At 63.1% G+C, this 26,175-nt stretch carries 21 protein-coding genes; 11 read left to right on the top strand and 10 right to left on the bottom strand.

Translation table 11 applies throughout. The annotated features are described in order from the left end of the window. Positions 1–7 precede the first annotated feature (7 nt). The 7 genes from IB263_RS26935 to IB263_RS26905 form a co-directional block, all read right to left on the bottom strand. Entirely contained in the window at positions 8–1,045 is a 1,038-nt protein-coding gene (locus IB263_RS26935; protein WP_034799159.1) for an isopenicillin N synthase family oxygenase, read from the bottom strand. A 437-nt stretch (positions 1,046–1,482) separates the two neighbouring features. Further along, a complete protein-coding gene (locus IB263_RS26930) occupies positions 1,483–1,719 on the bottom strand; it encodes a hypothetical protein (protein ID WP_034799160.1) in 237 nt (78 codons plus the stop codon). Between the two features lie 119 nt (positions 1,720–1,838). Next, positions 1,839–2,564 (bottom strand): TfuA-like protein, encoded by a 726-nt coding sequence (locus IB263_RS26925; RefSeq protein ID WP_060521792.1) that lies wholly within the window; start codon positions 2,562–2,564, stop codon positions 1,839–1,841. Further along, positions 2,561–3,808 (bottom strand): YcaO-like family protein, encoded by a 1,248-nt coding sequence (locus IB263_RS26920; protein WP_082566552.1) that lies wholly within the window; start codon positions 3,806–3,808, stop codon positions 2,561–2,563. Before IB263_RS26920 ends, IB263_RS26925 begins: the two co-directional genes overlap by 4 nt. Positions 3,809–3,815: 7 nt before the next feature. After that, entirely contained in the window at positions 3,816–4,037 is a 222-nt protein-coding gene (locus IB263_RS26915) for a hypothetical protein (RefSeq protein ID WP_034799164.1), read from the bottom strand. Positions 4,038–4,069: 32 nt separating this feature from the next. Further along, the gene (locus IB263_RS26910) at positions 4,070–5,941 is read right to left on the bottom strand and encodes a hypothetical protein (protein ID WP_060521791.1); all 1,872 of its coding nucleotides are present in this window, start codon (positions 5,939–5,941) and stop codon (positions 4,070–4,072) included. Between the two features lie 27 nt (positions 5,942–5,968). Next, complete coding sequence (locus IB263_RS26905; protein ID WP_060521790.1) at positions 5,969–6,418, bottom strand: helix-turn-helix domain-containing protein; 450 nt, start codon at positions 6,416–6,418, stop codon at positions 5,969–5,971. A 427-nt stretch (positions 6,419–6,845) separates the two neighbouring features. Here IB263_RS26905 and IB263_RS26900 point away from each other — a divergent pair, with 427 nt between their 5' ends. The 6 genes from IB263_RS26900 (at position 6,846) to IB263_RS26875 (ending at position 15,485) form a co-directional block, all read left to right on the top strand. After that, on the top strand, positions 6,846–9,359 hold the full coding sequence (locus IB263_RS26900; RefSeq protein WP_192439258.1) for an SH3 domain-containing protein: 2,514 nt from the start codon (positions 6,846–6,848) through the stop codon (positions 9,357–9,359). Positions 9,360–9,467: 108 nt separating this feature from the next. Next, positions 9,468–11,603, top strand: a complete 2,136-nt coding sequence (locus tag IB263_RS26895; protein WP_082566551.1) for a mechanosensitive ion channel family protein — start codon at positions 9,468–9,470, stop codon at positions 11,601–11,603. 36 nt (positions 11,604–11,639) lie between these two features. Beyond that, positions 11,640–13,094: a lytic transglycosylase F gene (locus IB263_RS26890; RefSeq protein WP_060521787.1), complete on the top strand. Its 1,455-nt coding sequence runs from the start codon at positions 11,640–11,642 to the stop codon at positions 13,092–13,094. 103 nt (positions 13,095–13,197) lie between these two features. After that, entirely contained in the window at positions 13,198–13,479 is a 282-nt protein-coding gene (locus IB263_RS26885; protein ID WP_034799172.1) for a hypothetical protein, read from the top strand. A 147-nt stretch (positions 13,480–13,626) separates the two neighbouring features. After that, entirely contained in the window at positions 13,627–14,724 is a 1,098-nt protein-coding gene (locus IB263_RS26880; RefSeq protein WP_060586098.1) for a glycosyltransferase family 4 protein, read from the top strand. Continuing rightward, positions 14,721–15,485, top strand: a complete 765-nt coding sequence (locus IB263_RS26875; protein ID WP_060601577.1) for a polysaccharide deacetylase family protein — start codon at positions 14,721–14,723, stop codon at positions 15,483–15,485. Before IB263_RS26880 ends, IB263_RS26875 begins: the two co-directional genes overlap by 4 nt. Before the next feature lie 125 nt (positions 15,486–15,610). Here the strand turns inward: IB263_RS26875 and IB263_RS26870 are convergent, their stop codons facing one another. Beyond that, a complete protein-coding gene (locus IB263_RS26870) occupies positions 15,611–15,793 on the bottom strand; it encodes a hypothetical protein (RefSeq protein WP_034799175.1) in 183 nt (60 codons plus the stop codon). A 96-nt stretch (positions 15,794–15,889) separates the two neighbouring features. Next, complete coding sequence (locus IB263_RS26865) at positions 15,890–16,723, bottom strand: MBL fold metallo-hydrolase (RefSeq protein WP_043613689.1); 834 nt, start codon at positions 16,721–16,723, stop codon at positions 15,890–15,892. A gap of 279 nt (positions 16,724–17,002) precedes the next feature. Between IB263_RS26865 and IB263_RS26860 the strand changes: the two genes are divergently transcribed. Next, positions 17,003–18,196 carry a DUF3095 domain-containing protein gene (locus tag IB263_RS26860; protein ID WP_060586103.1) on the top strand — a complete coding sequence of 398 codons (1,194 nt, stop codon included), beginning with the start codon at positions 17,003–17,005 and terminating at the stop codon, positions 18,194–18,196. 35 nt (positions 18,197–18,231) lie between these two features. Here IB263_RS26860 and IB263_RS26855 read toward each other — a convergent pair whose 3' ends face one another. Next, positions 18,232–19,569: a nucleotide sugar dehydrogenase gene (locus tag IB263_RS26855; protein WP_060530245.1), complete on the bottom strand. Its 1,338-nt coding sequence runs from the start codon at positions 19,567–19,569 to the stop codon at positions 18,232–18,234. 382 nt (positions 19,570–19,951) lie between these two features. Here IB263_RS26855 and IB263_RS26850 point away from each other — a divergent pair, with 382 nt between their 5' ends. From IB263_RS26850 to IB263_RS26835, 4 genes are all read left to right on the top strand, one after another. Then, the gene (locus tag IB263_RS26850; RefSeq protein WP_060521782.1) at positions 19,952–21,301 is read left to right on the top strand and encodes an adenylate/guanylate cyclase domain-containing protein; all 1,350 of its coding nucleotides are present in this window, start codon (positions 19,952–19,954) and stop codon (positions 21,299–21,301) included. 8 nt (positions 21,302–21,309) lie between these two features. Then, entirely contained in the window at positions 21,310–22,260 is a 951-nt protein-coding gene (locus IB263_RS26845; RefSeq protein WP_060521781.1) for a polysaccharide lyase, read from the top strand. A 123-nt stretch (positions 22,261–22,383) separates the two neighbouring features. Beyond that, positions 22,384–24,276, top strand: coding sequence for an ABC transporter ATP-binding protein (locus IB263_RS26840; RefSeq protein WP_060521780.1), 1,893 nt, complete (start codon positions 22,384–22,386; stop codon positions 24,274–24,276). Further along, the gene (locus tag IB263_RS26835) at positions 24,273–26,174 is read left to right on the top strand and encodes an ABC transporter substrate-binding protein (protein ID WP_060521779.1); all 1,902 of its coding nucleotides are present in this window, start codon (positions 24,273–24,275) and stop codon (positions 26,172–26,174) included. The genes IB263_RS26840 and IB263_RS26835 overlap by 4 nt, the downstream gene beginning before the upstream one ends. The last annotated feature ends 1 nt before the right edge of the window (position 26,175 follow it).

The raw sequence follows: 26,175 nt of genomic DNA, 5'->3' as shown, positions 1-26,175 counted from the left end.
CGGTTGATCAGGCGGGCACAGCCGCCTTTGGCTGTTCCAGCAGGTCTGCGTGGTGCGCGGCGGCGACATCGGGGTGCGAGCGCAGCCGGGATTTCAGCACGTTGCGGCCGACCTCGTGGAAGAGCGGGTTCTGCGGATCCTGGGTGACGCCGCGGACCTCGGCTGCAAGCTGTGGCGGGAGATCGAGCACCGGGATGGTCGAGGCGAGATTGGCGCCGAGGAAGAAGGCGACCGAGAGCCGATCGCCGCCAGCTGGCGGCGTTACCACCCGGTGGATGTTGGCGAGCAGATAGCCGTTCGATGCCAGTTCCAGGAGTTCGCCGACATTGATGACGAAGGTGCCGCGCTTCGGCGGTGCGTCGATCCAGCCGCCCTTGCCGTCGTCGACCTGCAGTCCGCCGACCACGTCCTGCAACAGGATGGTGACGAAGCCGCCGTCCTTGTGGGCGCCGACGCCCTGATCGCTTTCGGTCTTGTCGCGGCCGGGATAGCGGATGATCTTCAGCAACTGGTTGGGGCCATCGCGATAGATCGGCCCGAAGACATCGGGCTTCTGCCCGAGCGCTTCGGAGAAAATCTCGATCAGCCGGATACCGAGCCCGGTGACGGCTTCGATATAGCCAAGGATCGCAGGCTTCAGTTCCGGCAAGGCGTCCGGAAACTGGTTCGGGCCGACAAGCCGCTTCCACGGCGCATCGCCGGACGCGATATTGAGGCTCTGGCGCTCGGGACCAAAGTCGACCTGTTCGCGCCAGTCCTGCGTGCCGCGCGTGTATTCGAGGCCGGCGCGATTGTAGCCGCGGAAGTGCGGCGACTTGCGCATCTCGATCGCCAGCTTGTCGTCCTCCGGCAGCGCGAAGAAGCGGCGCGAAAGCGAGAGAATGCCGTCGATTTCGTCCTGCGGGATCCCGTGGCCCTCGAGATAAAAGAAGCCCACCGAGCGGGCAACGCTGCGCAACTCGTCGAGCGCTGCGGCCCGCTCGGGGTGGCCCGCCGCAAAGCGCGAAAGGTCAAGGACGGGCAGGGTTGGATTTGTCTGGCTCAAGCTGGTCTCCCTTTGTCGTTCAGGCGGTGGGCCAGTCGATAAGGGCCCTGCGCCGGTTCGCACATGATGGGAGAAGCCTAACCGGAGGTGGCTCGCTCACTCAATATTGTCTATGGAAATTATGGACTAAATTTCAACGAAAGCGCGAAGCGGGCTTTCGAACGGAACTGGTTTGCGGGGAATATCCGTCCCGGCCGTCTGTTTTACGGATTCCCTGAGCTGTCTCATGCGGTGCGAGAGCAACGATCGTTCGGCGACGAAATCCGCTTGCGGCGAAACGCGGGGAGCGGCAGACGCTAGGCCTAACAACGACCAAAACCCCGCTTCGCCTTCGGCCAAACGGGGCTATCTTCGTGTCATCGCTCAATCGCAAAGCCACCGGTCCGCGCAGGCGGACCAATCGCGGGATGACCGCAATCCCAAAAGCGGCGTGGAACTCAGCAGCGGCCGAGGCTCGGGCGCGTCAGCAACTCGTTGGTCAGATGCGCTCTCTGGCTGCCGCAGTCCTCGGCCTCCTTGAGCAGCGATGCGAGCGCGAGTTCGAGACAGTATTGCACGCCTTCGACGTTGAGGGTCTTGGCGGAGTCGCGCGCATAGGTGACAAGACGAGCCAGTGCCAAGAGCTCCTTTTCCTTGTCTTCCGGTTCTACTGGCACAGCAAATGAAGATAGCATGATTTTCCCCAGCTTCCTTTGGATCCGCAGATCCAGCCCACCGTGGCCAATCATAGCGTGACTTCGCGGCATTGCGCGTGACATGAGCGTGACACACGTTGTATGTGAAAACCACATCCTTAAGATGAAGCGTCAGGTTGACCGAACAACCTCTTCCACATGCTGGTAGAATTGAATTTCCAGCCTTGCGTTGCAACCGTCCGTTGGGTTGGCGTGTGTCGCAGTGCGTCCAGTAAATGTCGCGCGTCGATGCCCTTCTGGTCGACATATTCGCTCGCGAGCAGCGCGGTGAGACGGGCGGGGTTCGTCCCCGCCGGCAGTGCAACGCGCGCGACGATGCCCGCCCAGTTGCGCTCCTTGTAGAACATGGCGGACGCCGTCGCGCCCATCAATGCGATGAGCGCTGGGGCAAGGGCTTGGGTCTGCGAGAGGCGCTTGAGCGTCGCATCGACGTTGACCAGCGGGAGTGTCAGCGGCAGATAGCCGAGTTCGGCCGGGCCGTGGATCAGCGCAACATCGGCGTCGTCCACGCGGGCTCCTTCGGCGTATTGCCGGTAGATCTCGCCAATGCCGACCATGCCGAAGGGCGCGCATTCCGCCGCGCGCAGCGCGCCCATGCTGGCCGCGCCGAAGACCTGCACGCCCAGCGACAGCGCATAAAGGATTTCCTTGTGCCAGACGGGCGCAGCATTTTCGAAGTTGCCGTCGATAAGCCCGATCGCGGTTGCACCGCCCTCAACTTCGCGCAGGACGTCGCCCTGAACGGCAGGCGGGAGGATTAGGACGCTCTTGTCCGCCGCGTTTCGTGCGTCCGGCAGCGTCGGGCCAACAAAGACAACGTTCATCCGGCCTCCAGAGCACGGGCGAGCGCGCGTTCTCCGAAGCGACGCTTGCGCAGGCCGTCGGGATTTTCGAGGGCCGGAACGATGACCTTGACCACCGAGAAAGGTGCAACGCCTTCCATCAGCGGAACGACGACAACCGTCCGGACGCCAGCCACTTCAAGCCGCCGCAGTACGTAATCGAGCTGCGCCTGAGGCCCGGCCGGGACATCGGGGGCCGCCACGCTTGTCCGGAGCGGCACGGCGGCAAACAGGCCTCGCGTTTCCTCGGGAAGGTCGCGGGTGAAGGTTTCCGGGAACACATCGTCGCGGGCGCCGCTGATATAGGTAAGCCGCGACTGGGCGGCCTCGGTCACGGCACGGATGGCGGCGCGCCGCGCCACGGGGTGGGCACCGTGGCCGATCGTGACGTCGTGATAACGCGGCTGCCTGGCCGAGAGAATGCCCGCTTCGGCGAGGGTTGCGGCATAGCAGGGGATGCCGATGTCGCTGGTCATGTCGAACAGGCGCAACTCCAGACCTGAAGAGGCGATCCGTTCCGTAAGGGCATCGAGGACAGGATCCTCCAAACTTCCCGGATCGATGCAGCCTCGGTGCTTGCCGTTCAGCGGCAGCATTCGCCACAGCGTTTCGGCGTCGCGCTCGATGCGCTCGAGCAAGCCGTGCAGGGTCGCCTCGGTCTCGGTGTTGCCCGAGGCCAGGCCATCGGAGGACTGCCAGTAACGACAATCGACGATCGTCCGGTCGAGGATTGTCGCTTCGCGCGGGACCCAGGTGGTTGCGCCGTCAAAGAGGTCGAAGCCACGGAGCCAGTCGATCGTTTCGTCGTTCTGAAGGTCCGCTTGCCCCGCCGAGATGAGCCCCGGCAGATGCAGCGTTCGATCGCCCGTTTCGGAAAGAGCCCGGCTGGTGGCCGTTCTTGTCGCGGCCGACGGCGCGCAGGCCACTGCCCGCTCGATCGCCTCCATGGCCGCCGAAACCTTGGCGTCAACGTCGGTGATGCCTTTTCCCTGGTTGATGACGATCGATCGGGCGTTGGGCGACACGGCGCTCCACACGGGAATGCCGAGCCGGTCGAGGCCGGTCAGCCGCGCGAGCCGGGTGACGCCGAGCGCCGGCAGGAATGCCTCGATCCGCCGGAACGTTTCTTCTGGCGGGCAGGCGCGATCGCTGTAGGAAAGCGGCTCGGCCGCCGGACGGCTGGAATGCTCGTCCGACGGCCGGCCAGTTTCAGCGGCTTGTGCCACGCGTGGACTAGCCGTCCATGAACCCGCCGGAAACGGAGCCGGACGAGGCCGCAACCACGGCGAGATTGACGCCCTTGTGCACCATTGCCCCGCTGTTGTTACGCAGGTCGTTGGCCGCAGCCAGCGGCCCCTGCGTCGGCGTTGCGATCTGCGAGACCGTGCCCGCATCCAGATCCGCAACCCAAAGCCGGTTGTCACCCGCCAAACCGATCACCACTACTTTTGCCATTTTCCCCTCCTGGCCGTTGCTGATGTGAGAAATTAGAAGCCCGCCTTGCGCAGGCCCTCGCAATAATGAACGCGCTGCCATTCTTCCCTAAAGGGAACGATGGTCATCCACTTGTCGAGATCAAAGTCCGGATGCACGTCGAAAGTCTTACGGACGAACTGGCGCGCTTTTTTCCGGTTGCCGAGCATGCCCCAACTTGCCGCCGACAGCCGGTCGGCAGGGGTCGGATCGCGCATGCGCTCGATATAGGCGATCGCCTGCTCATACTGGCCAAGCGAGTAGCTGGCGCCGGCCGCGGTCCAGAAATATTCGTCCGGCGCAATCGGGTTGAGATCGATTGCTGCCTGGATCTTGCGCAGGCCACCCTCGGGGCGCGAAGCTTGCACCAGCGTGTCGGCGTAGCTCGCAATCACGTTGGCGTGCTGAGGGCTCAGCGCCTCCGCCTTGTCATGGTATTCCATGCTCTCGTCGAACTGTCTCAAGTAGAGCTTGACGACGCCAAGCTCGCGATAGCCCGTTGCCAGCGTGTCGTCGGCCACCACCGCATCGCGCGCATGCCGTTCCGCAAGCGCCAGCAGCTCTGCGTCGCCGCGGGCTGTCAGCAGCCACTCGAAAAAATAGCTGCGGGCGAGCCCGCTCATCGCCGGCGCAAAGCCGGAGTTCTCATAGAGCGACTGGCGGAAACTCTTGCGCGCGCGCCGCAGCTCCGGAAGGTTGAGCTGCTTGAGATAGCGCTGCCCGAGGAGGAAGCTGCGGTACGAGCCGACATTGGTCTCGTAGGTCTGGCGATGGGTCTCGTTGCGCTCCACCTGGTTGGCGATCGCCAGCGCGATCTGGCGGGCGATTTCCCGCCGTGAGGCCATCAGCCCGTCGCCATCGAGATTGAAACGGTCGGCCCAGATCACTTCGTCATTGGCAAAGAAGATCAGTTGCGTGAAGAGCGTCAGCCGGCTGCCTTCGTCGGTCAGGCGCGTGTCGAGAATGTAGCTGATGGCGTGCTTCTGGTAGGTGCTGGCCTTGTCTGCCTGCAGGCTGATCTGTGCGGCCGTGTAGGGCGCGATCACCGAAACCGAGCGAAGCGCGCAAAGCCCGATCGTCACGTCCTCGATCAATGCGCTTGCAAATTGTGTTGCCGGACTGTCGTTCGCGCCGTTGTTCGGCGGCAGAAGCACGACGCGCGGCGGGCGCGAGTCGGCTGCCGGCTCCGACGTCGGCGCGATTATCGTCGAGACCGATCGCAATTCCGGCCTGTTGATCGCGATCGCGCCGCCGCCATTCGAGACAGCCCGTGCCTCCAGATGGTTGCCCTCAAGCTGAAACGCCTGGGTCAGGATCTTGCGCACGTCCTCGTCGAGCGGGTTGCGCTCGAGCAGCCGGGTCGCTGCCGCCTTGACCAGCTTGCGATGATTGTTCGTCGCCTCCGCTGCCGCAAGAAGCAGGCTTTCGCGCAGCAGCGCCATATGCTCGCCACGCTGCCGCTCGATCCAGCCATGCAGCGCCTGGCCCTGGGACTTCAAGTCCTTGAGGAAGTCTTCCTGGAAGGTTTCGACGGCCCACTGGAGACGGGAAAGTGGATCGCCCGCCTCACGCCCGATGGTATCGAGGTCGCTCTTGAGCCGGCTGGCGTCGAAGCGCACGGCCGACGGCGAGAAACTCAGGAAGTGACAGCCGAGTTCTTCCTGGCGCGCGCTGATGCGGGAGACCGTCTTGCGCAGATTGACGAAGGCCTGGCTCGGGACGATCTCGTCCCAAAGGAGCTTGGCGACATCGTTTCTTGACTGCTCGCTGTGGCCGCCGACGATCAGATGACACAGGATCAGCAGACCCTTTTCGGGAAACGCTACCTCACGCCCGCCGTTATCGACGAGCCGCAAGCGCCCGAGGGTCTGCAGTCTGAATGTCATCCGGTCATTCCTGTCGGGCGCGGGTGCTTAGCCGTGCAGGTCCTGAGCGTGGCTCGTGCTTGAGCGGGCGGTCTCGGTCTCCGGCGTCTGGGCAACGGCGGCGACCAGCGAGATGATCTTCTTGCGCAGCACCGGGTCCGTGATCTTCAGGAAAGCGCGGTTGAGCGCGATGCCTTCCTTCGACGAAACGAAGGACGAGATTTCGCTCGGCTCGCGCGTTGTGTCGCCGTTGCGTGCGCCGGCAGGGTCTTCACCCTCCTGGAAGAAGAAGCTCGGGTGCACGCCGAGGATATCGGCGATCGCCTGCAGACGGCTCGCGCCGATGCGGTTGGTGCCTTTTTCGTACTTCTGTACCTGCTGGAATGTGATCCCGAGACCGTCGGCCAGCTTCTCCTGGCTCAGTCCGGCCATCAACCGACGCATCCTGACGCGGGAACCGACAAAGACATCGATCTGGCTGGGGGCTTTCGTGTTCACTTGTATTTCCTCCGCACGTAGGAGTGGTCAAATCATACATATGAGTTTGCTTGAATAAATGACTCTATGCAATCACTACGGGCTAAAACACAAAGATTTGCGACGCTTTAATGATTTTACCCGGGGAGACGGGATAGCGACCGTCGCGATCGGGACAGAAGCGGGCAACCTGAAGGACCGGGGAGGGGTGGTGAAACGGCATGCGCCCCTGCGGCGCTCCGAATCGTTCCGGTATCCGGCGTTTGCTGCGGCACGCTCCGCTCCGTTGCGTCTAACTTCTCGGCGACCCGTTACGGTCGCCGTTACTGTTACGTACTTGCGCTTTGGCGATGGGCAAAGATGTCTATGGCTCAACCAGTTCCGGTGCCAGCTTCGGCTTCAGTCGTTGCGGGCGCGGGTCGGCCGCCCGGGATCTCGGAGAACCGTAATGCGCAGACTGACACTCGCCTTCACCCTCCTCGCGATTGCCGCGGTTCCGGCGCGGGCCGGGCCGGCAACGACGAGCGCCTCAGTCAATTTCCGGGAAGGACCGGGAACCGCCTCCAACAGTCTGGGGACGATCGCCGAGGGAACCGAGGTCGATGTCAAGGAATGCGACGATGCGGGCACGTGGTGCGCGGTAAGCTTCAATGGCCAGAACGGCTTCGTGAGCGGCAAGTACCTGAACGATGCCGATCCCAAGGGGCTCGGTTGGCCGCGCGCCTACAAGACCGATAGTGGCGCGACCATCACGCTCTATCAGCCGCAGATCAACGCCTGGAAGGATTTCACCGAACTCGATGCGCTGATCGCCGCCGAATACAAGCAGTCCGACGACGCCAAGCCGATCTTCGGCGTGGTTGGCGTTACTGGCAAGACCGATGCCGACAGCGCCTCCGGCCAGGTCGTCGTTTCTGATATCAAGATGACCGAGATCAACTTCTCCGTCCTCGACCGGAAGGAACTGGCGGATCTGACGCTCGAGGTCGGCAAGCTGATGCCGGTCGGGACGATCACCATTTCGGAGGACAAGCTGACGGCGAGCCTCGCCGACTACCAGCGGCTCGGCAATGTCGAGGGGTTGAAGGCCGACGCGCCGCCGATCTTTATCAGCAAGAAGCCGGCGATCCTGGTGCAGACCGACGGCAAGGCCGTGTTTGCCCCGGTCAAGGGCGTCGAGGGGCTCTCCTTCACGGTCAACACCAATTGGGATCTGTTCAAGGTCGAGGCTGACGCCACTTATTACCTGCGCAACGACAAGTCATGGCTGCAATCGAAGGATCTCGCCTCGGGATGGCAGTCCGCCTCGTCGCTTCCCGACATACTCAGCAAACTGCCGGACGACGACAACTGGAAGGATGCCAAGGCGGCGATCCCGCCGCAGGCGGACAAGGTGATCGTGCCCGACGTCATCTATTCGGACAAGCCGTCGGAACTGCTCGCCTTCGACGGTGAGCCGAAACTCGAACAGGTGCCGGGCACCGGTCTCAAGGTTGCGACCAACACCGAGAGCGACGCCTTTTACCGTGACGTTGACTCAAGCTGGTACATCCTCGTATCCGGTCGCTGGTTCGCGAGTACCGCGCTCGACGGCCCCTGGACCTTCGCGACGCCCAAGCTGCCGCAGGACTTCCAGAACATTCCGCAGGATGCCGCCTATTACACGGTGCGCGCGTCCGTTCCCGGTACCTCCGAAAACGCAGAGGCGCGGCTGAAGGCGAGCATTCCCGAAAAGGCGCGTGTCTCGCTCGATGGCTCCGTCACGGTGGACGTCGCCTATAGCGGCGACCCGAAGTTCGAAACGATCGACGGGACGTCCCTGACCTACGCGGTCAACACCAACGAGACCGTCATCAAGGTCGGCGACAAGTATTTCGTGCTCAAGGACGGGGTCTGGTTCGTCGGCGATGCACCGACCGGGCCGTTCGCTGTGGCAAAGGCGGTGCCGGACGAGATCTATACCATCCCGCCGTCGTCGCCGATCTACAATGCCACCTATGTGCGCATCTACGATACCGAGCCCGACGCGGTCTGGTTCGGCTATACGATGGGTTACCTGGGTGCCTATCTCGCCTGGGACACCTTCGTCTACGGCACCGGCTGGTACTATGACGACTATTGGGATTACGGCTGGGCCGGTGGCGGTTACTGGCCCTATTATCCACGCCCGGTAACCTATGGGGTCGGCGCCTTCTATAATCCGGCCATCGGTACGTTCGGCCGCTATGGATATGCCTACGGGCCCTATCGCGGCATTGCTGCCGGTGCGGCCTACAATCCGCGCACGGGCACCTACGTTCGCGGCGCGGCCGGCTACGGACCGAACGGAGACCGCGGCTTCGTCGCCGCCTACAATCCGCGCACCGGCAACGCGGCGATGGCCCGCGGCGGACATAACGTCTACGGAAGCTGGGGCACCGCGGCCGTCAAGCACGGGTCCGATTTTGCCCGCATCAGCGGCGGCTCGACCGCCAATGGCGCCGGCGTCAATTGGCGCACGTCGGACGGGAACCATGGCTTTGTCGCCGGCGGCAAGGGCGGCGACGTCTATGCCGGCCGTGACGGAAACGTGTATCGTCGTGACGACGGACAATGGCAAAAGCGTACGCCCGACGGTTGGCAGCCAGTCCAGAAGCCTTTGATCCAGGATAGGACCAAGGTGGGCGAGCAATTCTCCGCCAATCATCCGGATGCGGCGGCGAACCTCAACCAGCGGATCGACACGCGCCAGCAAGCCGGTCAAGGCGCGGACCGCGCTCGTGCCCCCGATCATCTGGCGATCGACAATATCGGACGTCAACTTGGCAACCAGCGCTCCTTCGAACGACAGTCTTTCGATCAGCGGCCGTTGAATTTCCCGAGCAGTGGCGGAGGCGGCTTTGACCGACCCGGTGGCTTTAGCGGAGGTGGCTTCCATGGAGGCGGTGGGTTCCATGGCGGTGGTGGATTCCGTCGCCGTTGACCGCGACGCTCTTGACGTTGGCGCAACAGCCCGGTGGTATGTTAGCCTTTGTAATGATTGAGAGTCGTGCCGGTCGGGGGACGGGCATGTTCGTCGGGGGTGCTGAGAATGGGCTGTGTCGGGTCGTCGGGTCGCTTGCTTGTGGGGCCGGTCTTCGGTCTCGTGGCTTTTCTTTCCGTTGTTTTTGGGCTGGTTTCGCCAGGGCTGGCGCAGGAAGCCGCGCCGGCGGCTCCGCCCGCAAAGGTCCAGCAGCTGATCCAGCTTCTCGATGATCCGGAAGTGAAACAGTGGCTGTCGACGAAACAGGCCCCGCCCGCCACTGCGGCCGAAGCTCCGGCCGGAACGCCCGCAACCGGTGTCGTGGCGCGTTGGACCGCCGAAATCAGGCGTCATCTGACCGGCATCGGCAACGCCGTGCCGCGTGTCCTTCCGGAAATGCAGGCGGCGCGCCAGCGCCTTTCCGGCGACATGGAGAGCCATGGCGCCGCTCCCATCCTCAAAGGGTTTTTCCTGATCCTGGCGATCGGCTACGGCGCCGAATATCTCCTGCGCTGGCTGCTCGGACGCAGCCTGAAGGGGGCGGTGCTGACGGGGCCGGCCCGCACCATGCTCACACGGCTTCTGCCGCTTATCGTTTTTGCGGCTGCCAGCATGTCGGTGCTGGCGATCGCCGACTGGCCGACGCGGCTGGAAACGACGATCGCGCCGCTGCTCGGCGCCTGGATCGGAGCACGCCTTTTGATGATCATCGCCTCGGCGGTCCTGACGGGGGGACCGGTCAACGAGGGGAATGCGGACGGGCGAGGCGGTTACCTCTCGCTCACGCCCGATGAGGCCAGCTTCTGGCACCGGCATGCCCTATGGCTGATCGGTGGCGGGGCGCTCGTCTGGGGTGTCGGCGACGCGATGAGCGCGTTGTCGATTTCCGCGGACGTGCGCAATCTCATCACCGCGCTTCTTGGGCTCGTGGTCCTCGCGCTCGGGATCCTCACAGTCGTGCGGCGTCCGGTGGGGGCCGTCGTCGGTTCGCGCCGTATCGTCGGCAACGTGTTCCTGGTTGCCTTCCTGATCGTGCTTTGGCTGCTTTGGGTCGCCGGCATGGACGTGCTGTTCTGGATCGGCCTTTACGTGATCGGCTTGCCGCCGCTGCTGCGTTTCACGAGCGCCTTTACCAAGACGATGCTGGATAGCTCGGCAGAGGACGATCCGCGCGTGGTGCGCAACATCTTCATCGAGCGCGGGGCACGGCTGCTGGTCATCGCGCTTGCCGCCGGCTGGCTGGCGCTCGTCTTCAAGGTCAGCGCCACGTCGATGATGCAGGACGACGCCTTCAATCGGGTGTTCCGCGGCGTCCTGGCGGGTATCGTCATCCTGCTGGCTGCAGATCTGGTCTGGCAGCTCGTCAAGGGTTTCATCAACCTGCGCGTCAAGCAGGCCAATCACGCGACCGAAGACCCGGCCGAGCGCGCCCGCAACACCCGCCTGATGACGTTGCTGCCGATCCTGCGTAACTTTCTGGCAGCCTTCATCGCGATCGTGGCCGTGCTGATGGTGCTCTCCGGCCTTGGGGTGGAAATCGGCCCGCTGATTGCCGGCGCCGGTGTCTTCGGCGTGGCGATTGGCTTCGGCTCGCAGACGCTGGTCAAGGACGTCATCAGCGGCATCTTCTACATGATGGACGATGCCTTCCGCATCGGCGAATACATCCAGAGCGGCAGCTACAAGGGCACGGTCGAATCCTTCAGCATTCGCTCGGTCAAGCTCCGGCATCATCGCGGTCCCGTGTTCACGGTGCCTTTCGGCTCGCTCGGCGCGGTGCAGAACATGAGCCGCGACTGGGTGATCGACAAGTTCCTGATCAACGTTTCCTTCGATGCCGACGTCGCCAAGGTGAAGAAACTGGTGAAGGGCATCGGCGCCAAGCTGCTCGAAGATCCGGATATCGGGCCGCTGATCCTGGAAACGGTCAAGATGAAGGGTGTCGAGAACTTTGGCGACTACGGCATGACCTTGAGTTTCGCCATGAAGACGAAGCCGGGGGCACAGACCCAGGTCCGGCGCCGGGCGCAGGTGATGATCAAGGAATCCTTCAAGGAAAACGGCATCAACTTCGCCTCGCCGACCGTGCAGGTGGCGGGCGACGAGCAGCAGCAATCCGTCGCCGCGGCCGCCGCGACCCGCGACGCCATCGCCAAGAAGAATGCGGCCGCCGCGCTTGGCGAAGGCGGTCCGCCGCAGGAATAGCATTTCGGCAACAGGGTTCTCGGGCTGGGGGCTGACATGAAACGCGTTCTCTTGGGGCTGCTGCTTCTCGTGTTCTTCACGGGAAGCGGCGCCTTGGCACAGTCGAATGAGCAATTCCTTCGCTCGATGTTCGTCCCCCACAAGGACGACTTCGACGGAATGGAAAAGCGGCGCGTGATCCGCATCATCGTGCCTTTCAGCAAGACCATCTATTTCCTCGATCGCGGCCAGCAATTGGGCACGGCCGTCGACTTCGGAACGGCGCTCGAACACGAACTCAACAAGGGGAGGAAGAAGCAGATCGACAAGATCCGCGTCGGGTTCCTGCCGATGCCGCGGGCGCGTCTGCTCTCGGCGCTCGAAGAAGGGCTTGGCGATATCGTCATGGCCAATCTGACGATAACCGAGACGCGGCTTGCAAAGGTCGATTTCACCGCGCCGCTGTTCGACGAAGCCAAGGAGGTGCTGGTCACCGGCCCTTCGGCGCCGGCGATCACAAGCGTCGACGATTTGAGCGGGCAGGAACTGCATGTGCGCCGATCGAGCAGCTATTACGAGCACCTGGCGGCGCTCAGCGCCGGCTTCGAAAAGGCCGGTCGCGCGCCGATCACGCTGAAGGACATGGATGAGAACCTCGAGGACGAAGACGTCCTGGAGATGATCAATGCCGGCCTGCTGCCCTGGACGGTCGTCGACAAATACAAGGCGGACATCTGGGTGAAGGTGTTCACCGACCTCAAGGTGCGCGACGACATCGTCGTTTCCGACCACGGGGAGATCGCCTGGGCGATCCGCAAGGACAGCCCCAAGCTTAAAGGTGTGCTCGACGACTTCGTCAAGACCCACAAGGTCGGGACGACCTTCGGCAACATCCTGAGGAGCACCTATTACAAGGGCGACAAGATGCTGAAGCGCGCCTATGCGCCAGCCGATGTCGAACGTTTCAAGCAACTCGTGGAAATCTTCCGCACGCACGGGAAGACCTATTCCTTCGACCACCTGATGCTGATGGCGCAGGGCTACCAGGAATCGCAGCTCGATCAGTCCCGCCGCAGCCACAGGGGCGCGGTCGGCATCATGCAGTTGCTGCCATCGACCGCTGCGGACAAGGCCGTCAACATTCGCGGCATCGATAAGGACGAGAACCTCAACGTCGAAGCGGGCTCGAAATATCTGCGCTACCTTGTCGATACCTACATCGACGACCCGGCCGTCACGCCGAAAAACCAGATGCTGTTTGCCTTCGCGGCCTACAATGCCGGACCGGGAAACCTGCGCAAGTTCAGGGCCAAGGCCAAGGATATGGGGCTCGACCCGAACCTCTGGTTCGGCAATGTCGAGAATGCGGCGGCGGCGATCGTCGGGCGCGAGACGGTGCAATACGTCAGCAATATCTACAAATACTATGTCGCCTATAGCCTGCTCTCGGAGCATGATACGGAAACCACGGTCGAGAAGGCCGGCAGCACAGGGGTGGCTGCAACGCCTTAGCGAACGCGGCGGCGCGATCTGGCCGCGCTGGAAGAAGAGAAACGAAACAAGGAGTGGCAGGCACGGAGCGGTCCACGGACGGCGATGGGGCTGCCAGGTGATCATGGTGAAAAACATCCGCAGCCTTGGCGGGCTGTTTGGTCTGCTTGCTCTGTCCGCGGTGACGCTTGCGGGCTGCACGACGCCGGACCTGGAGCCGATCCCCGGCAGCATCACCTATGGCGGGCAGCCGCGCACGAAGCTGACGAAGGCGCCCGTCGGCAGCATCGTCCCGCACCGCTTCACGAGCGGCAACAGCTTCGTTCAGGAAACCTATGTCATCGAGCCGGACCGTTCGCTGAAACTGATCCGCCGGGACTACTACGATTTGCCGATCGACCGATGAACCGCTGGCGGTCGGGCCTGGTATCCCCTTGGCTGCAGACGGCGGCGCGGACGCATGCTTTCCTCTCCCGCGATCCCACCGGAAAGCGGCAAGCTCCCGGCGCGGTCGGTTGACAGGCCGCCGCGGAGAAACGATAGCTCGCTGCGGATGAAGATCGCCTTTTACGCACCGCTGAAATCCCCAGACCATCCCGTTCCTTCGGGTGATCGCCTGATGGCGCGCATGCTGGTTGCAGCACTCCGTGCGGGAGGGCACGAGGTCGCGGTCGTCTCGGACCTGCGCAGCTTCATGGCGGCCGCGTCGGACGTAGATTTTCGTGAACTGGAGCAAGCGGCGGCAGGCGAGATCATCCGCCTCCGGCAGGGGTGGATGCGCGACGGCGCCCCCGATCTATGGTTCTGCTACCATCCCTACTACAAGGCGCCGGACCTGCTCGGTCCTTCGCTTGCCGCCGAATTCACCATCCCCTACGTGACGGCAGAGGCCTCCTACTCGGCGCGGCGAAACGAGGGCGTGCGCGCGATCGCCCAACGCCACGTGCTCCAGGCCATCGAGCAGGCGGCAGTCAACATCTGCCTGACGCGCCGGGACCGGGATGGCCTGCTGGAGGCCGCGCCCGACTGCCGCCACGCGATGCTTGCCCCCTTCATCGATGCCGCCCCTTTCGTGCCGGGCGGCGGAAGCACGGATGACCTCTGCCGCATGGTCGCTGTCGCCATGATGCGCAGCGGCGACAAGCTGGACAGCTACCGCATGCTGGCGCAATCGCTGACACACATCGCCGATAGCCGCTGGACCCTGACGATCGTCGGCGACGGTCCGTGCCGCGACGAGGTGCAACAGGCCTTCTCGGCCTTGCCGTCCGACCGGCTGGACTGGCTCGGCGAAAGGAGCGCTGCCGATCTGCCGGCTATTCTTGCCGGCAGCGACCTCTACGTTTGGCCGGGCTGCGGCGAGGCCTATGGGCTTGCCTATCTCGAAGCTCAGGCGGCGGGCCTGCCAGTCGTTGCGCAGAATACCGCCGGCGTGCCGGAAGTGGTCAGGGACGGCGAGACAGGGATCCTTACGCCCGACGGCGATGCCACCGCCTTTGCGGCGGCGATGCGCGCGCTGATAGAGGATCCGGTCCTTCGGCGGAGATTGGGTACGGCTGCCGGACGGTTCGTCCACGACGAACGTTCCTTCCCTGCCGCGGCGCGGCGGCTGCGCACGATATTTGACGAGCATCTGGAGGCGACGGCATGAGACGACCCCATTGGCAGCAGCTTGCCGTCGCGCTCGACCGCGTGGCCGCGTCCGGTCGACAGGTTGATTTCTGGCTGCGGGACGACGACGCCGCCGAGCCGACGGCAGCACTCGACCGCCTGTTGTCGCTGGTTGACAAGCACCTGGTTCCGGTGGTCATCGCCGTGCCGCCCGCGCTGACGGGCGAGGCGCTTGCGCGCCGCCTCGATGGACATGCCGGCGTCAGCGTCGCGGTGCACGGCTGGGCGCACCGCAACCATGCTCCGCCCGAGGAAAAGAAACAGGAACTCGGCGCGCACCGGCCACGCTCAACGGTTCTCGATGAACTCACGGAGGGTTGCGCGCGTCTCCAGGCGCTGTTTCCGCGCAGCTTCGTGCCGATGCTGGTGCCGCCGTGGAACCGGATCGACGGCGCGCTTCTGGATGACCTGCCCGGGGTCGGTTTTGCGGCGCTGTCGGTCTTCGGTCCGGAAAAACCCTCGCTCTTCAAGCTCGTCAACACCCATGCCGATGTGATGGATTGGCAGGGAACACGCGGCTGCCGCGAGCACGCGGCGATTGTAGCAGACATCATCGCCAGGCTAAGGCAGATCTGCGGTGACGATGAAAAGAGGCGGGATCAGGCCGGGCGAACCATCGGAGTGCTCACCCATCATCTGGTTCACGACGCCGGCGTTTGGTCCTTCATGGAGGAGCTCTTCACGCTTACGGCCGCGCATCCGGCCTGTCGCTGGCGGACCGGAGCCGATCTCATAGCTTAATGATCCTTTCGCTGGCGGAAGCGTAGTTTGGCCAGCTGCCGCGACAAACAGTAGGGACGCTTGCCGCCATGTCAGGGAGGCGCGGCCGTCGGATGCGACGGCCCATGTTTTGCTGGAACACCACCTCAGCCGCTACCGGGTACGACAGTGTCGTCATCGTTGTCCGGCAGCAACCCTGAGCCGGGGGTCTTGGTCTTGTCGGTCAGTCGATCCTTTGCATGAGGACCTGCGGTTGGAAGATGCTGCCCACCCGACGGATCCTTGCCGGTTTCCTCGATCGCCTGCTGGGCCTTCTTGTCCTTGCTCATGCGGTGCTCCTTCTTTGGAAAGAAGGAATCCACGAGGCGTGAAATAGTTCCGGCCCGAATTTCGGGTAAAGGACATCCCGACGCGATTTCAGATGCTCAATCGAGCTCGACGATCTGTCCGTCGCGGGCGGCAAAGGCGCCGGGGAATGTCGCCTGGACATCGCGTTCCATGGCGGCCAACGCCTCATCGGTGCGCGACGGATCGTGGTGGAACATGGCGAGCTGCTTGACGCCGGCGGCCATCGCCAGTCGTGCGCCATGCATGCCGGTCGAGTGTCCGTAACCCTGAAAATGCTCCATCTCGCTTTCGAGATAGGTGCAGTCGTAGACGAACAGGTCGGCCCCGGCGATCAGTTCGAGCACGCCGGGATCGAGGACGCCCGGCTCGTGCTCGGTATCGTAGACGAGAGCGACGGCGCGGCCGTTCCATTCGATCCGATAGCCGACGCAGCCACCGGGATGGTTGAGGCTCGTCGTGCGGATGGTGACGCCGGCACGCGGGGTCAGCACGTCACCGGGTTTGAAGTCCATGCCGTCGAGGCTCGCTTGACAGATGTCGGGATCGACCGGGAACCATGGTGGGCGCATGAAATCGCGGATCATCTCCCGCGTGGTCATGGTGCCGTGCAGATGGCCAGACCAGAAGCGCACCGAATTGCGACATTTGTAGATGGGTTTGAAATAGGGAAGACCGATAATGTGGTCGTAGTGGCTGTGAGTGAAGAACAGATCGAACTCTTCGACGCCTTCGGCGATCAGCGCATAGCCAGCCTCGCGCAGGCCAGAGCCGGCATCGAACAGCAATACGTCCTTGCCGCATCGAATTTCGATGCAGGATGTATTTCCCCCATAGGCGACGTATTGTTGGCCGGAGACCGGCAAACTTCCTCTTACGCCCCAGAACCGCACTCGAAAGTTGTCGTCACGCATTCAGTTTCGGCTTCACTACGCACGCTTGGACCATTTTGATCCTTGTGTGACTGTTAAACAAGCACAGATGGCCACACCCCTGCAATGCCATGGGTTATTATTTGGAAACTAACCATCGCGTCGCCAAGTCCCCCTCCGGCCAAATCCGCTCCTCGCCTATCTTCTAGGCTGCAGAAACGGACTGAGGTGTCTCCTTGGTAACAGCCAATGAAACTTTTTGTTGCGCTCCCGCGTGAATTATCTGACGAACGTTAAGGGCGAGCGAAGATCGAGGCGCTGATGGTTGAGGCAATGGAAGGCCGATTTTACGATAGCGTGCCGTTGTTCGACGCCTTCGAAGGCGTCGCGGACGAAGCGAATTACCGGCCGTTGCCGGACGGCTGGCTGCTGGCCGTGGCCGATATCGTCAACTCGACCGGTGCGATTGCCGACGGCCGCTACAAGACGGTCAACATGGCCGGCGCCAGCGTCATATCCGCCCTGATGAACGTGCTCGAAGAAAAGACGATGCCCTTCGTATTCGGGGGGGATGGCGCCTTGGCGGCGCTGCCGGCATCAATGGCCGACAGGGCCCGCGACGCGCTGGCCGCGGTGAAGACCTGGGTGGCGGAGGAACTTGACCTTGAGTTGCGGACCGCGCTCGTTCCGGTCAGTGACATCCGCCAGCACGGGCTCGACATGCGCGTCGCCCGCTTCAAGGCCAGCGACGAGGTTTCCTACGCGATGTTTGCAGGCGGCGGCGCAAGCTGGGCCGAGGCGGCGATGAAGGCCGGGCGCTATCACGTCGCGGCGGCGCCTGCCGGCAGCCGGCCGGACCTGACCGGCCTTTCCTGTCGCTGGAACCCGATCGAGTCCCGCCACGGCACGATTGCCTCGATCATCGCGGTGCCGGGCGCGAAGGGCAACGGACCGGAATTCCAGGCGCTGATCGCCGACATCGTCGCGCTTGCCGACGAGGAAGGTCGCGGCGGTCACCCCGTTCCCGAGCTTGGTCCGACCGCGCGGTTCTCCTTCCAGGGGATCGACACCGAGACGCGCGCGGCCGCTCCGCGAGGGCGACGTTTCCTGAAGCGTTGCGTTATCACCGTGCAGACGCTGGCACTTTTCGTCTGCCTTCGGATGGGCTGGAACCTTGGGCCCTTCGATACGAACCGATACCGCCGCGACCTTGCCGACAACACCGACTTCCGTAAATTCGACGACGGCCTGAAAATGACGATCGATATCAGTGCCCCGTGCCTCGAACGGATCGAGGCGCGGCTGCAGCGGGCAGAGGCAGAGGGCGTCGGACACTATGGCCTGCACCGGCAGGATTCGGCGCTGATGACCTGCATCGTGCCGACGCCGATGACCCGCGACCACATACACTTCGTCGACGGCGCCTCTGGAGGCTATGCGGTGGCGGCGAGCAATCTCAAGGCCGCGCTGGCGCGCAACAAGGCTACTCAACCCTTTGCCGGTGGCGCCGGCTAGCTGTTGTGGCCACAGGGATGCGCACGACCGTTGCGCTATGCCTTGATAATGTGGCTGCCCGTCAGGCCGTTTCGATGGAAGACGTTGCGGGTATCGACGACGAGCGGCGCCCACTTGGCGAGGGCTGCGTAGTCCACCTGGTCGTGGTCGGTGGCGATCAGCACGGCGTCGAACGCCGCCACCGTGGGCTCGTCGAGCGTCACTGAACGCCGGCCCTTCAGAGCGGCATATTCGCGCGTCGGCGGGATCTCGGTAACGTAGGGGTCGTGATAGGCGGTGTGGCCGCCGCGCTCCTCGATCAGTTCGATCAGGCGCAACGATGGGCTCTCGCGAATATCGGGAACGTTCTTCTTGTAGGCGAGGCCGATGACGAGAACGGTGGAGCGGCTGAGCGCCTTGCCGGCGTGCCGGTCCAGCGCCTCGGCCAGTCGGCTGACGACGTGGCGCGGCATGGCCGAGTTGATCTCGCCGGCAAGCTCGATGAAACGCGTCGGCAGTTCGTATTCGCGCGACTTCCAGGTGAGGTAAAAAGGGTCGATCGGAATACAGTGGCCGCCGAGGCCGGGGCCGGGATAGAACGGCATATAGCCGAACGGCTTGGTTTTGGCGGCCTCGATCACTTCCCAGACGTCGATGCCCATCGCCTCGTAGACAATCTTCAATTCGTTGACGAGCGCGATGTTGACCGAGCGGAAGATGTTTTCGGTGAGTTTCACGGCTTCCGCCGTGGCGTTGGACGAGACCGGAACGACCGTCTTGACCACGGAAGCGTAGAACGCCTCCATCAGCTTTGCCGCCTCGGGGCCGTCGCCGGCGACGACCTTCGGAATGCTCACGGTCTCATAGACCGGGTTGCCCGGGTCTTCGCGCTCGGGTGAAAAGCCGACGAAAAATTCGGCGCCGGACTTGAACCCGGTTTCCTCGAGGATGCTGCGCACGATGCCATCGGTCGTACCGGGGTAGGTGGTCGATTCCAGGACGATGAGCTGCGCGGGACGCAGGGTTGCGGCGATCGCGCGCGACGTCTTTTCGACAAAGGAAAGGTCCGGGTCGCGATATTTGGTCAGGGGCGTCGGCACGCAGATGATGATGACGTCGCAGCCGGACAGTTCGAGGAAATCCGTCGTGGAACGGAAACGGCCAGCACCGCTCTCCCGGGCAAGGACAGCGTCCGAGACCGCCCCGATGTAGGACTTGCCCGCATCGAGCGCGACGATCTTGCCGGGATCAATGTCGAAACCGATGACGGAATAGCCCGCGCGCGCTGCCGCAATCGCCAATGGCAGGCCGACATAGCCGAGCCCGATGACGCCGGCCTTGGCGCTCCGGGCGGAGATGGACGACAGCAGGCTTTCGAAATGAGGTGAGGTCAAGTTTCGGTTCCGGATCTCGTGGACAGACAGGCGCGGCGCGCGAACATGTCGTGGTTTGTTGGAGAGAAACAAGCCCCAAGTCAAGCGAGGCCCGGCACCAGGGCCGCTGGCAGGCCGTTGAGCCGGCTATCAAATCTTCATGCTGCAACAGGTCGGAAAAATCTTCGTTCGCCTCTGGAAATTGGCGGCGCGCGTGAATATCTGCAACATATAAGTGCCGCATTCCGGGTGCCTGCACGTCATCGACGCCGGAATCGGTTGGAGCATTTTCTTAACGGGCACGGCTCATCATCATCCACCGCGAACATGAACCGGCAAATTGCCGGGGCGTTCGCCGTCTCCGGATGCTGACGCGGGACGGTCTGTCATGCGAGGACGCGAAATGGGCCCGACGAACGACAACGTATCCGAAATCCTCATCGACAAGGTCGCCGACTGGCTGATGCGCACATCGCTGAGCGACGCGCCGCTGGAGACGATCGTCAAAGGCTTCTGCGAGCGGCTGGCGGCCGCCGGCTTGCCGCTGATGCGCGTCCATCTTTCCTTCTCGATGCTGCACCCGCTTTACGATGCTCTGGGCTTCACCTGGGTGCGCGGCAAGGGCGTGGAGGTCAGCGGCCTTCGGCACGAGGAACTGGCGCTTAATCCCGAGCGGTTCCTGCAGAGCCCCTACTATTACCTGCTCAACAACAATCTCGAGCATGTCCGCCGGCGCATCTACCAGGATACCCCGTCCGAATTTCCGATCTTCGACGATCTGAAGGAGCAGGGTGCGACGGACTATCTCGCCTTCATGCAGTCTCTCGGCGCCGATTCCGGCCACGGCATGGTCGGATCCTGGACGACCGATCGGCACGGCGGCTTCACGGACGATGTCATTGGCGCGCTTTTGAAGCTGCAATACCATCTGGCAGTCGCCGCGAAGATGGCGGTGCTCGGCAAGCTCGCCGACAACATGCTGACGACCTATCTCGGCTCCAGCGCTGGCCGGCGTGTGATGAGCGGCCAGGTTCGCCGCGGCGACGGCGAGACCGTGCGCGCCGTCCTCGTCATGGGCGACATGCGCCGCTCGACGATGCTGGCGGAAAAGGAAGGGCGTCAGTCCTATATCGAGACCCTGAACACCTATTTCGATGCAATCGCAGCCCCCTTCAATCGCAACGGTGGCCATATTCTGAGCTTCGTCGGTGACGGCTTCATCGCCGTCTATCCCTGTGGGCGCCACAAGGAGCCCTCGGAATTTGCCGCCCGCGAGGCCTTTGCCGCCGTGCGCGCGGCAACCGCACGCATGGACATGCTGAACGGCGAGCGGCGCAAGCAGGCACGCGATCCGATCGGCTACGGCATCGGTCTGCATGTGGGCAACGTGATGTTCGGCAATGTGGGCCTGCGCGACCGGCTGACGTTCTCGGCCTTCGGCTCGGCCGTCAACGAAGTCCAGAGGTTGCAGAACCTGACCAAGAAATACGCCCACAGCGTCGTCGCGAGCGAAGCCTTCGTCAATTATTGCGGCGGCGACTGGACGGCCCTCGGCCAGGAAAAGCTCCGCGGCGTGCGGCAGAAATTCACGATCCTCTACCCCAACGACGCTGCCTTGCTCGCAAGGGCCGATGAACGATTCGACGACGTGTTGCAGGATGGACTTTCCGAGGCGGAGCATGTCATGCTGCTTCATCGCAATACGCGTCCGCTCCAGCCGCCGCGCGGCCTTATCGACAAGATGCTTCAATAGGGGGAAGAATGTTTCGCACCGTCCTTTTCGTCGCTTCCATCGTCATGGCCGGGAGCGCGATGGCGCAGCCATGGGAAACCAAGCTTTCCGACGACTTCGAGGGGCGGGATTTTGCGCCTGAGGGCGGGCTCTACTATCGCGAGAACTTCGAGCAGACCGCCGGCACGGTGGAGTTTCAGAACGAGGTCAAGCATAACGGTAATGGCGCGCTCAAGCTGAGCGTCGTTCCGACCTGTCCCGATTCGCTCGACGGTTGCAGCGAGCGGGCCGAGATCTGGGAAAAGACGGCGCTGCGCGTGCCATACGACCAGGGCGTCTGGTATGGTTTCGCGGTCAAGTTTGCCGACCCGATCCCGAATGAGGACCATCGTTATCTGATCGCCCAGTGGAAGCGCGAGATCGATCCGGGTGCCGAGGGCGATTTCAGCCCGTTCCTTGCCTTGAGGCTCGAGGCCGGCAAACTTTTCGCCACTGTGGAAACGAACTATATCGCGCCGCTCTGGGCCGGTCCTGAGGGGAAGCCGGCGAGCTGCAAACCGGGCGAGATCCCCGTATGGGGGCGGCCGGGCGTCAACCAGATGCGCATGCTGGTCGCCGCAGACAGCAACTGGGAGCTGATCGACGGCAGTCTCTTCAATGCATGCACCGATGCGATCAAGGTGACGAACCACGGCAATCCGTTGCCCGACCCGAAGTCCGGCTGGATCGATTTCGCGATCTACACGCTGCCGGGAGCCAATGGCACGGGTCGCATCGAACTCTTCGCCAACGACAAGCCGATCATCACGGTGACGGGCCATATCGGTCACGACGACAAGGGGCTCGGCAAGAACCAGTACTTCAAGTTCGGCCCCTACCGGGCGGCCGATAAAACCGACTGGACACTGTTTTACGACGACTTCCGACGCTCGGCCAATTGCGCCGACGTGTTGAAGGGCGGTGCCTGCCCTTCGTTCTAACCATCTGAAGATGCAGGTGGGTAGAGCCTCGTCTGCAACCGGGTGTGCTGGACAGCCCTTGGAAGCTGCGCTAGTCTTTTTTTAGAGGCGGCGGATAAAAAGCAATGAGGGAAGCGTGCTGCTATGACATCTGGGGCGGACCTGCTTCGAGTTGAAGGTCTGCGGATCACATTCTCGGTGCTCGGCGGCGAAGTTCAAGCCGTCAATAACGCGAATTTCAGAATTTTGCCCGGCAAGGTGACGGCGCTCGTCGGCGAGTCCGGATCGGGGAAATCCGCAATCAGCCAGGCGGTGATGGGCATCTTGCCCAACGTCGCCAAGGTTGGTGGCAAAATTTTGTTCAACGACCCGACGACGGCTGCAAAGCCGATCGACCTGCTCTCGCTGGAGCGGGAAGGGGAGGAGATCCGCAGCCTGCGCGGCACGCGCATCAGCAAGATCTTCCAGGAGCCGATGACATCGCTGTCGCCGCTCCACACGATCGGAAACCAGATTTCCGAAGTGCTGAAGATCCACACCGACGCGGAAAAGGCGGAACGTCGGGCGCGAACGGAAGAGCTGCTCGGCTATGTGGGCTTTGCCAATCCGAAGCGCGCCTACGACATGTATCCGTTCGAGCTTTCCGGCGGCATGCGGCAACGCGCGATGATTGCCATGGCATTGATCTGCCGGCCGGCGCTGTTGATCGCCGACGAGCCGACGACGGCGCTCGACGTGACCGTTCAGGCCCAGATCCTGAAACTCCTGCGCGAGCTTCAGGTCAAACTCAACATGGCCATGCTGCTGATCACCCATGACCTTGGCGTCGTCGCCAACATGGCCGACGAGGTTGTGGTGATCTATCACGGCCAGATCGTCGAAGCGGGTCCGGTCGAGGCGATCTTCCGCAACCCGCAGCATCCCTATCTCAAGGGCCTGATGGCCGCGGTTCCGCATTTCGACATGAAGCCCGGCGAGCGGCTGAAGGCACTGCGCGAAGTGCCGGTCAAGGCCGGAACGCTGCTCGGGACCTCGGCCGCCGACCGGCGCACCGGTCCCGACGTGCTTTTGTCCGTCCGCAATGTCTCGAAGACCTATGGAACGCGCAAATCGTCCTGGTTCGGTGGTGGCGAAGATACGCTGCATCGCGCCGTCGACGATGTCAGTTTCGATATCCGCCGTGGCGAGTGCCTCGGCCTCGTCGGGGAAAGCGGCTGCGGCAAGACCACCGTCAGCAAGATCCTGATGCGGGCCGTCACGCCCGACCAGGGCTCGGTGATCTTCGACAATGGCGAGGGGCCGGTCGATGTGCTGAAAGTGCAGGGCGACGACCTTAAGGCCATGCGGTCCAAGATCCAGATGGTCTTCCAGGATCCGGTCTCCTCGCTCTCGCCGCGCATGACGGTCAAGAACATCCTCAGCGAGCCGCTCGAGATCCACGGGCGCGGAACGGGCAAATCGCGCGAAGAAACGGTGCGTTCGCTGCTGCAGGCCGTCGGTCTCGACCAGCGCTTCATCAACCGCTACCCGCATTCCTTCTCGGGCGGTCAACGCCAGCGCATCGGGATCGCGCGCGCACTGGCGCTGGTGCCGGAGCTGCTAATCTGCGACGAGCCGGTGTCCGCGCTCGACGTCTCCGTCCAGGCGCAGATCCTCAATCTGCTGAAGGACCTGCAGAAGGAGCTGGGGCTGACCTGCCTGTTCATCTCGCACAATCTGGCTGTCGTCGACTATATGGCCGACCGCATCGCCGTGATGTGTGCAGGGCGTATCGTCGAGCTGGCGCCGCGCGAGGTGCTGATGCGCAATCCTGTTCATCCCTATACCAAGTCGCTGCTCGCGGCGGTTCCTTATCCGGATCTCGACCGGCCGCTGGATTTCGAACTGCTGAAGGACAGCGAAGGTTCGGACATGCGGCGTTGGGGAGCGCAGTTCCGGGACGATGATGCCGGCGACGCGCTGATCCCCGCGGATCTCGGTGGTGACCACATCGTGCTGGCGCGCCGATCCGTGGATGCAAGGGAGTTGCGGCCATGATCACCCGCCGAACTGTATTGGCATTGCTTGCGACTGTGGCTCTGCCGACGCGGCTCTTTGCAGCTGCAGGCGAGCCCGCATTCTGGGAAAAGCAGATTGCCGACGGCAAGCTGCCGCCGCTGGCCGAGCGCCTGCCGAAGACGCCGCGTGTCATCAACGTCGCGGCCATGGGGCGCCAGCCCGGCAAGTACGGCGGCGAGGTGCGGATGCTGATCGGCAGCGCCAAGGACATCCGCCTGATGACCATCTACGGCTATGCCCGTCTGGTCGGCTTCGACGAAGCGCTGAAGATCGAAGCGGACGTTCTCGAAAGCTTCGAAACGGTCGAGGACCGCATCTTCACCTTCCACATCCGTGAAGGCCACAAGTGGTCCGACGGCACGCCGCTGACGTCGGAGGATTTCCGCTATTGCTGGGACGACGTTCTCAACAACGAGAAGCTGAGTCCGGCCGGGCTGCCGACGGCGCTGGTCATGGATGGCGAGGCCGCCAAGTTCGAGATCATCGACGAACGCACGGTGCGCTATTCCTGGTCGACACCCAATCCTGACTTCCTGCAGAAGCTCGCCGCCCCCCAGCCGATGGTGGTGGTGATGCCGTCGGCCTACCTGAAACAGTTCCATGAGAAGTATCAGGAAGAAGACAAGCTCAAGGCGCTGATGAAGGAGGAGCGGGTGAAGAAATGGAGCCAGCTGCACATGCGCATGGCCCGTTCCTACCGCCCGGAAAACCCGGACCTGCCGACGCTGGACCCCTGGCGCAACACGACGCCGCTTCCGGCCGAACAATTCGTCTTCGAGCGCAATCCCTACTATCATCGCGTCGACGAGAACGGCCTGCAGCTACCTTATATCGACAAGTTCGTGCTTAGCGTCAGCTCCTCGGCGCTGATCCCGGCCAAGACCGGCACCGGCGAGAGCGACTTGCAGGCGACCAGTATCGACTTCGTCGACTACACCTTCCTCAAGGATTCCGAGAAGCGCTATCCGGTGAAGGTGCTTCTGTGGAAGAAGACGCAGGGCTCGCGCCTGGCGCTGCTTCCCAATCTCAACTGCTCGGATGAGGTCTGGCGGGCGCTGCTGCAGGATGTGCGCGTTCGCCGCGCGCTGTCGCTTGCGATCGACCGTACCGAAATCAACAAGGCGGTGTTCTACGGCCTGACGAAGGAAAGCGCCGATACGATTCTGCCGGACAGCCCGCTCTTCCGGCCCGAGTTTGCCAGTGCCTGGGTCGCCCACGATCCGGAACAGGCCAATGCGCTGCTCGACGAGGCAGGCCTTACGAACAAGGGCAGCGACGGCATCCGTATTCTCTCCGACGGCCGCGCAGCGCAGATCGTCGTGGAAACGGCCGGGGAAAGCACACTCGAGACGGACGTGCTGCAGCTCATCACCGACTACTGGCAGAAGGTTGGGATATCGCTCTTCATCCGGACCTCGCAACGCGACACGTTCCGCAGCCGCGCCGTCGGTGGCGAGATCATCATGTCGATGTGGTTCGGCATAGACAACGGCGTGCCGACGGCCAGCATGAACCCCGGCCAGCTTGCGCCGACCGCGGACGACCAGCTGCAATGGCCGGTCTGGGGGCTGAATTATCTTTCCCACGGCGAAATGGGCCAGGCCCCGGACCTTCCGGCAGCCGTCGAACTGACGGAACTGCTGCAGCGCTGGCGGCATTCGGCCGAGGATGCCGAGCGGACGGAGATTTGGAGCCGGATGCTCTCGATCTACACCGACCAGGTGTTCTCGATCGGCATCGTCAACGCCTCGCTCCAGCCGATCCTCGTGGCAAAGAAGCTGAGGAACGTGCCCGACACTGCGCTCTACGGCTTCGACCCCACGTGCTATTTCGGTGTCTACAAACCCGACACCTTCTGGATCGAACAGGAAGGCTGAC

This window comes from Ensifer sp. ENS03 (assembly GCF_014852035.1).
Taxonomy (GTDB): domain Bacteria; phylum Pseudomonadota; class Alphaproteobacteria; order Rhizobiales; family Rhizobiaceae; genus Ensifer; species Ensifer adhaerens.
Note: the sequence above shows the minus strand (reverse complement) of the source record. Positions and strands in the feature narration are given on the sequence as shown.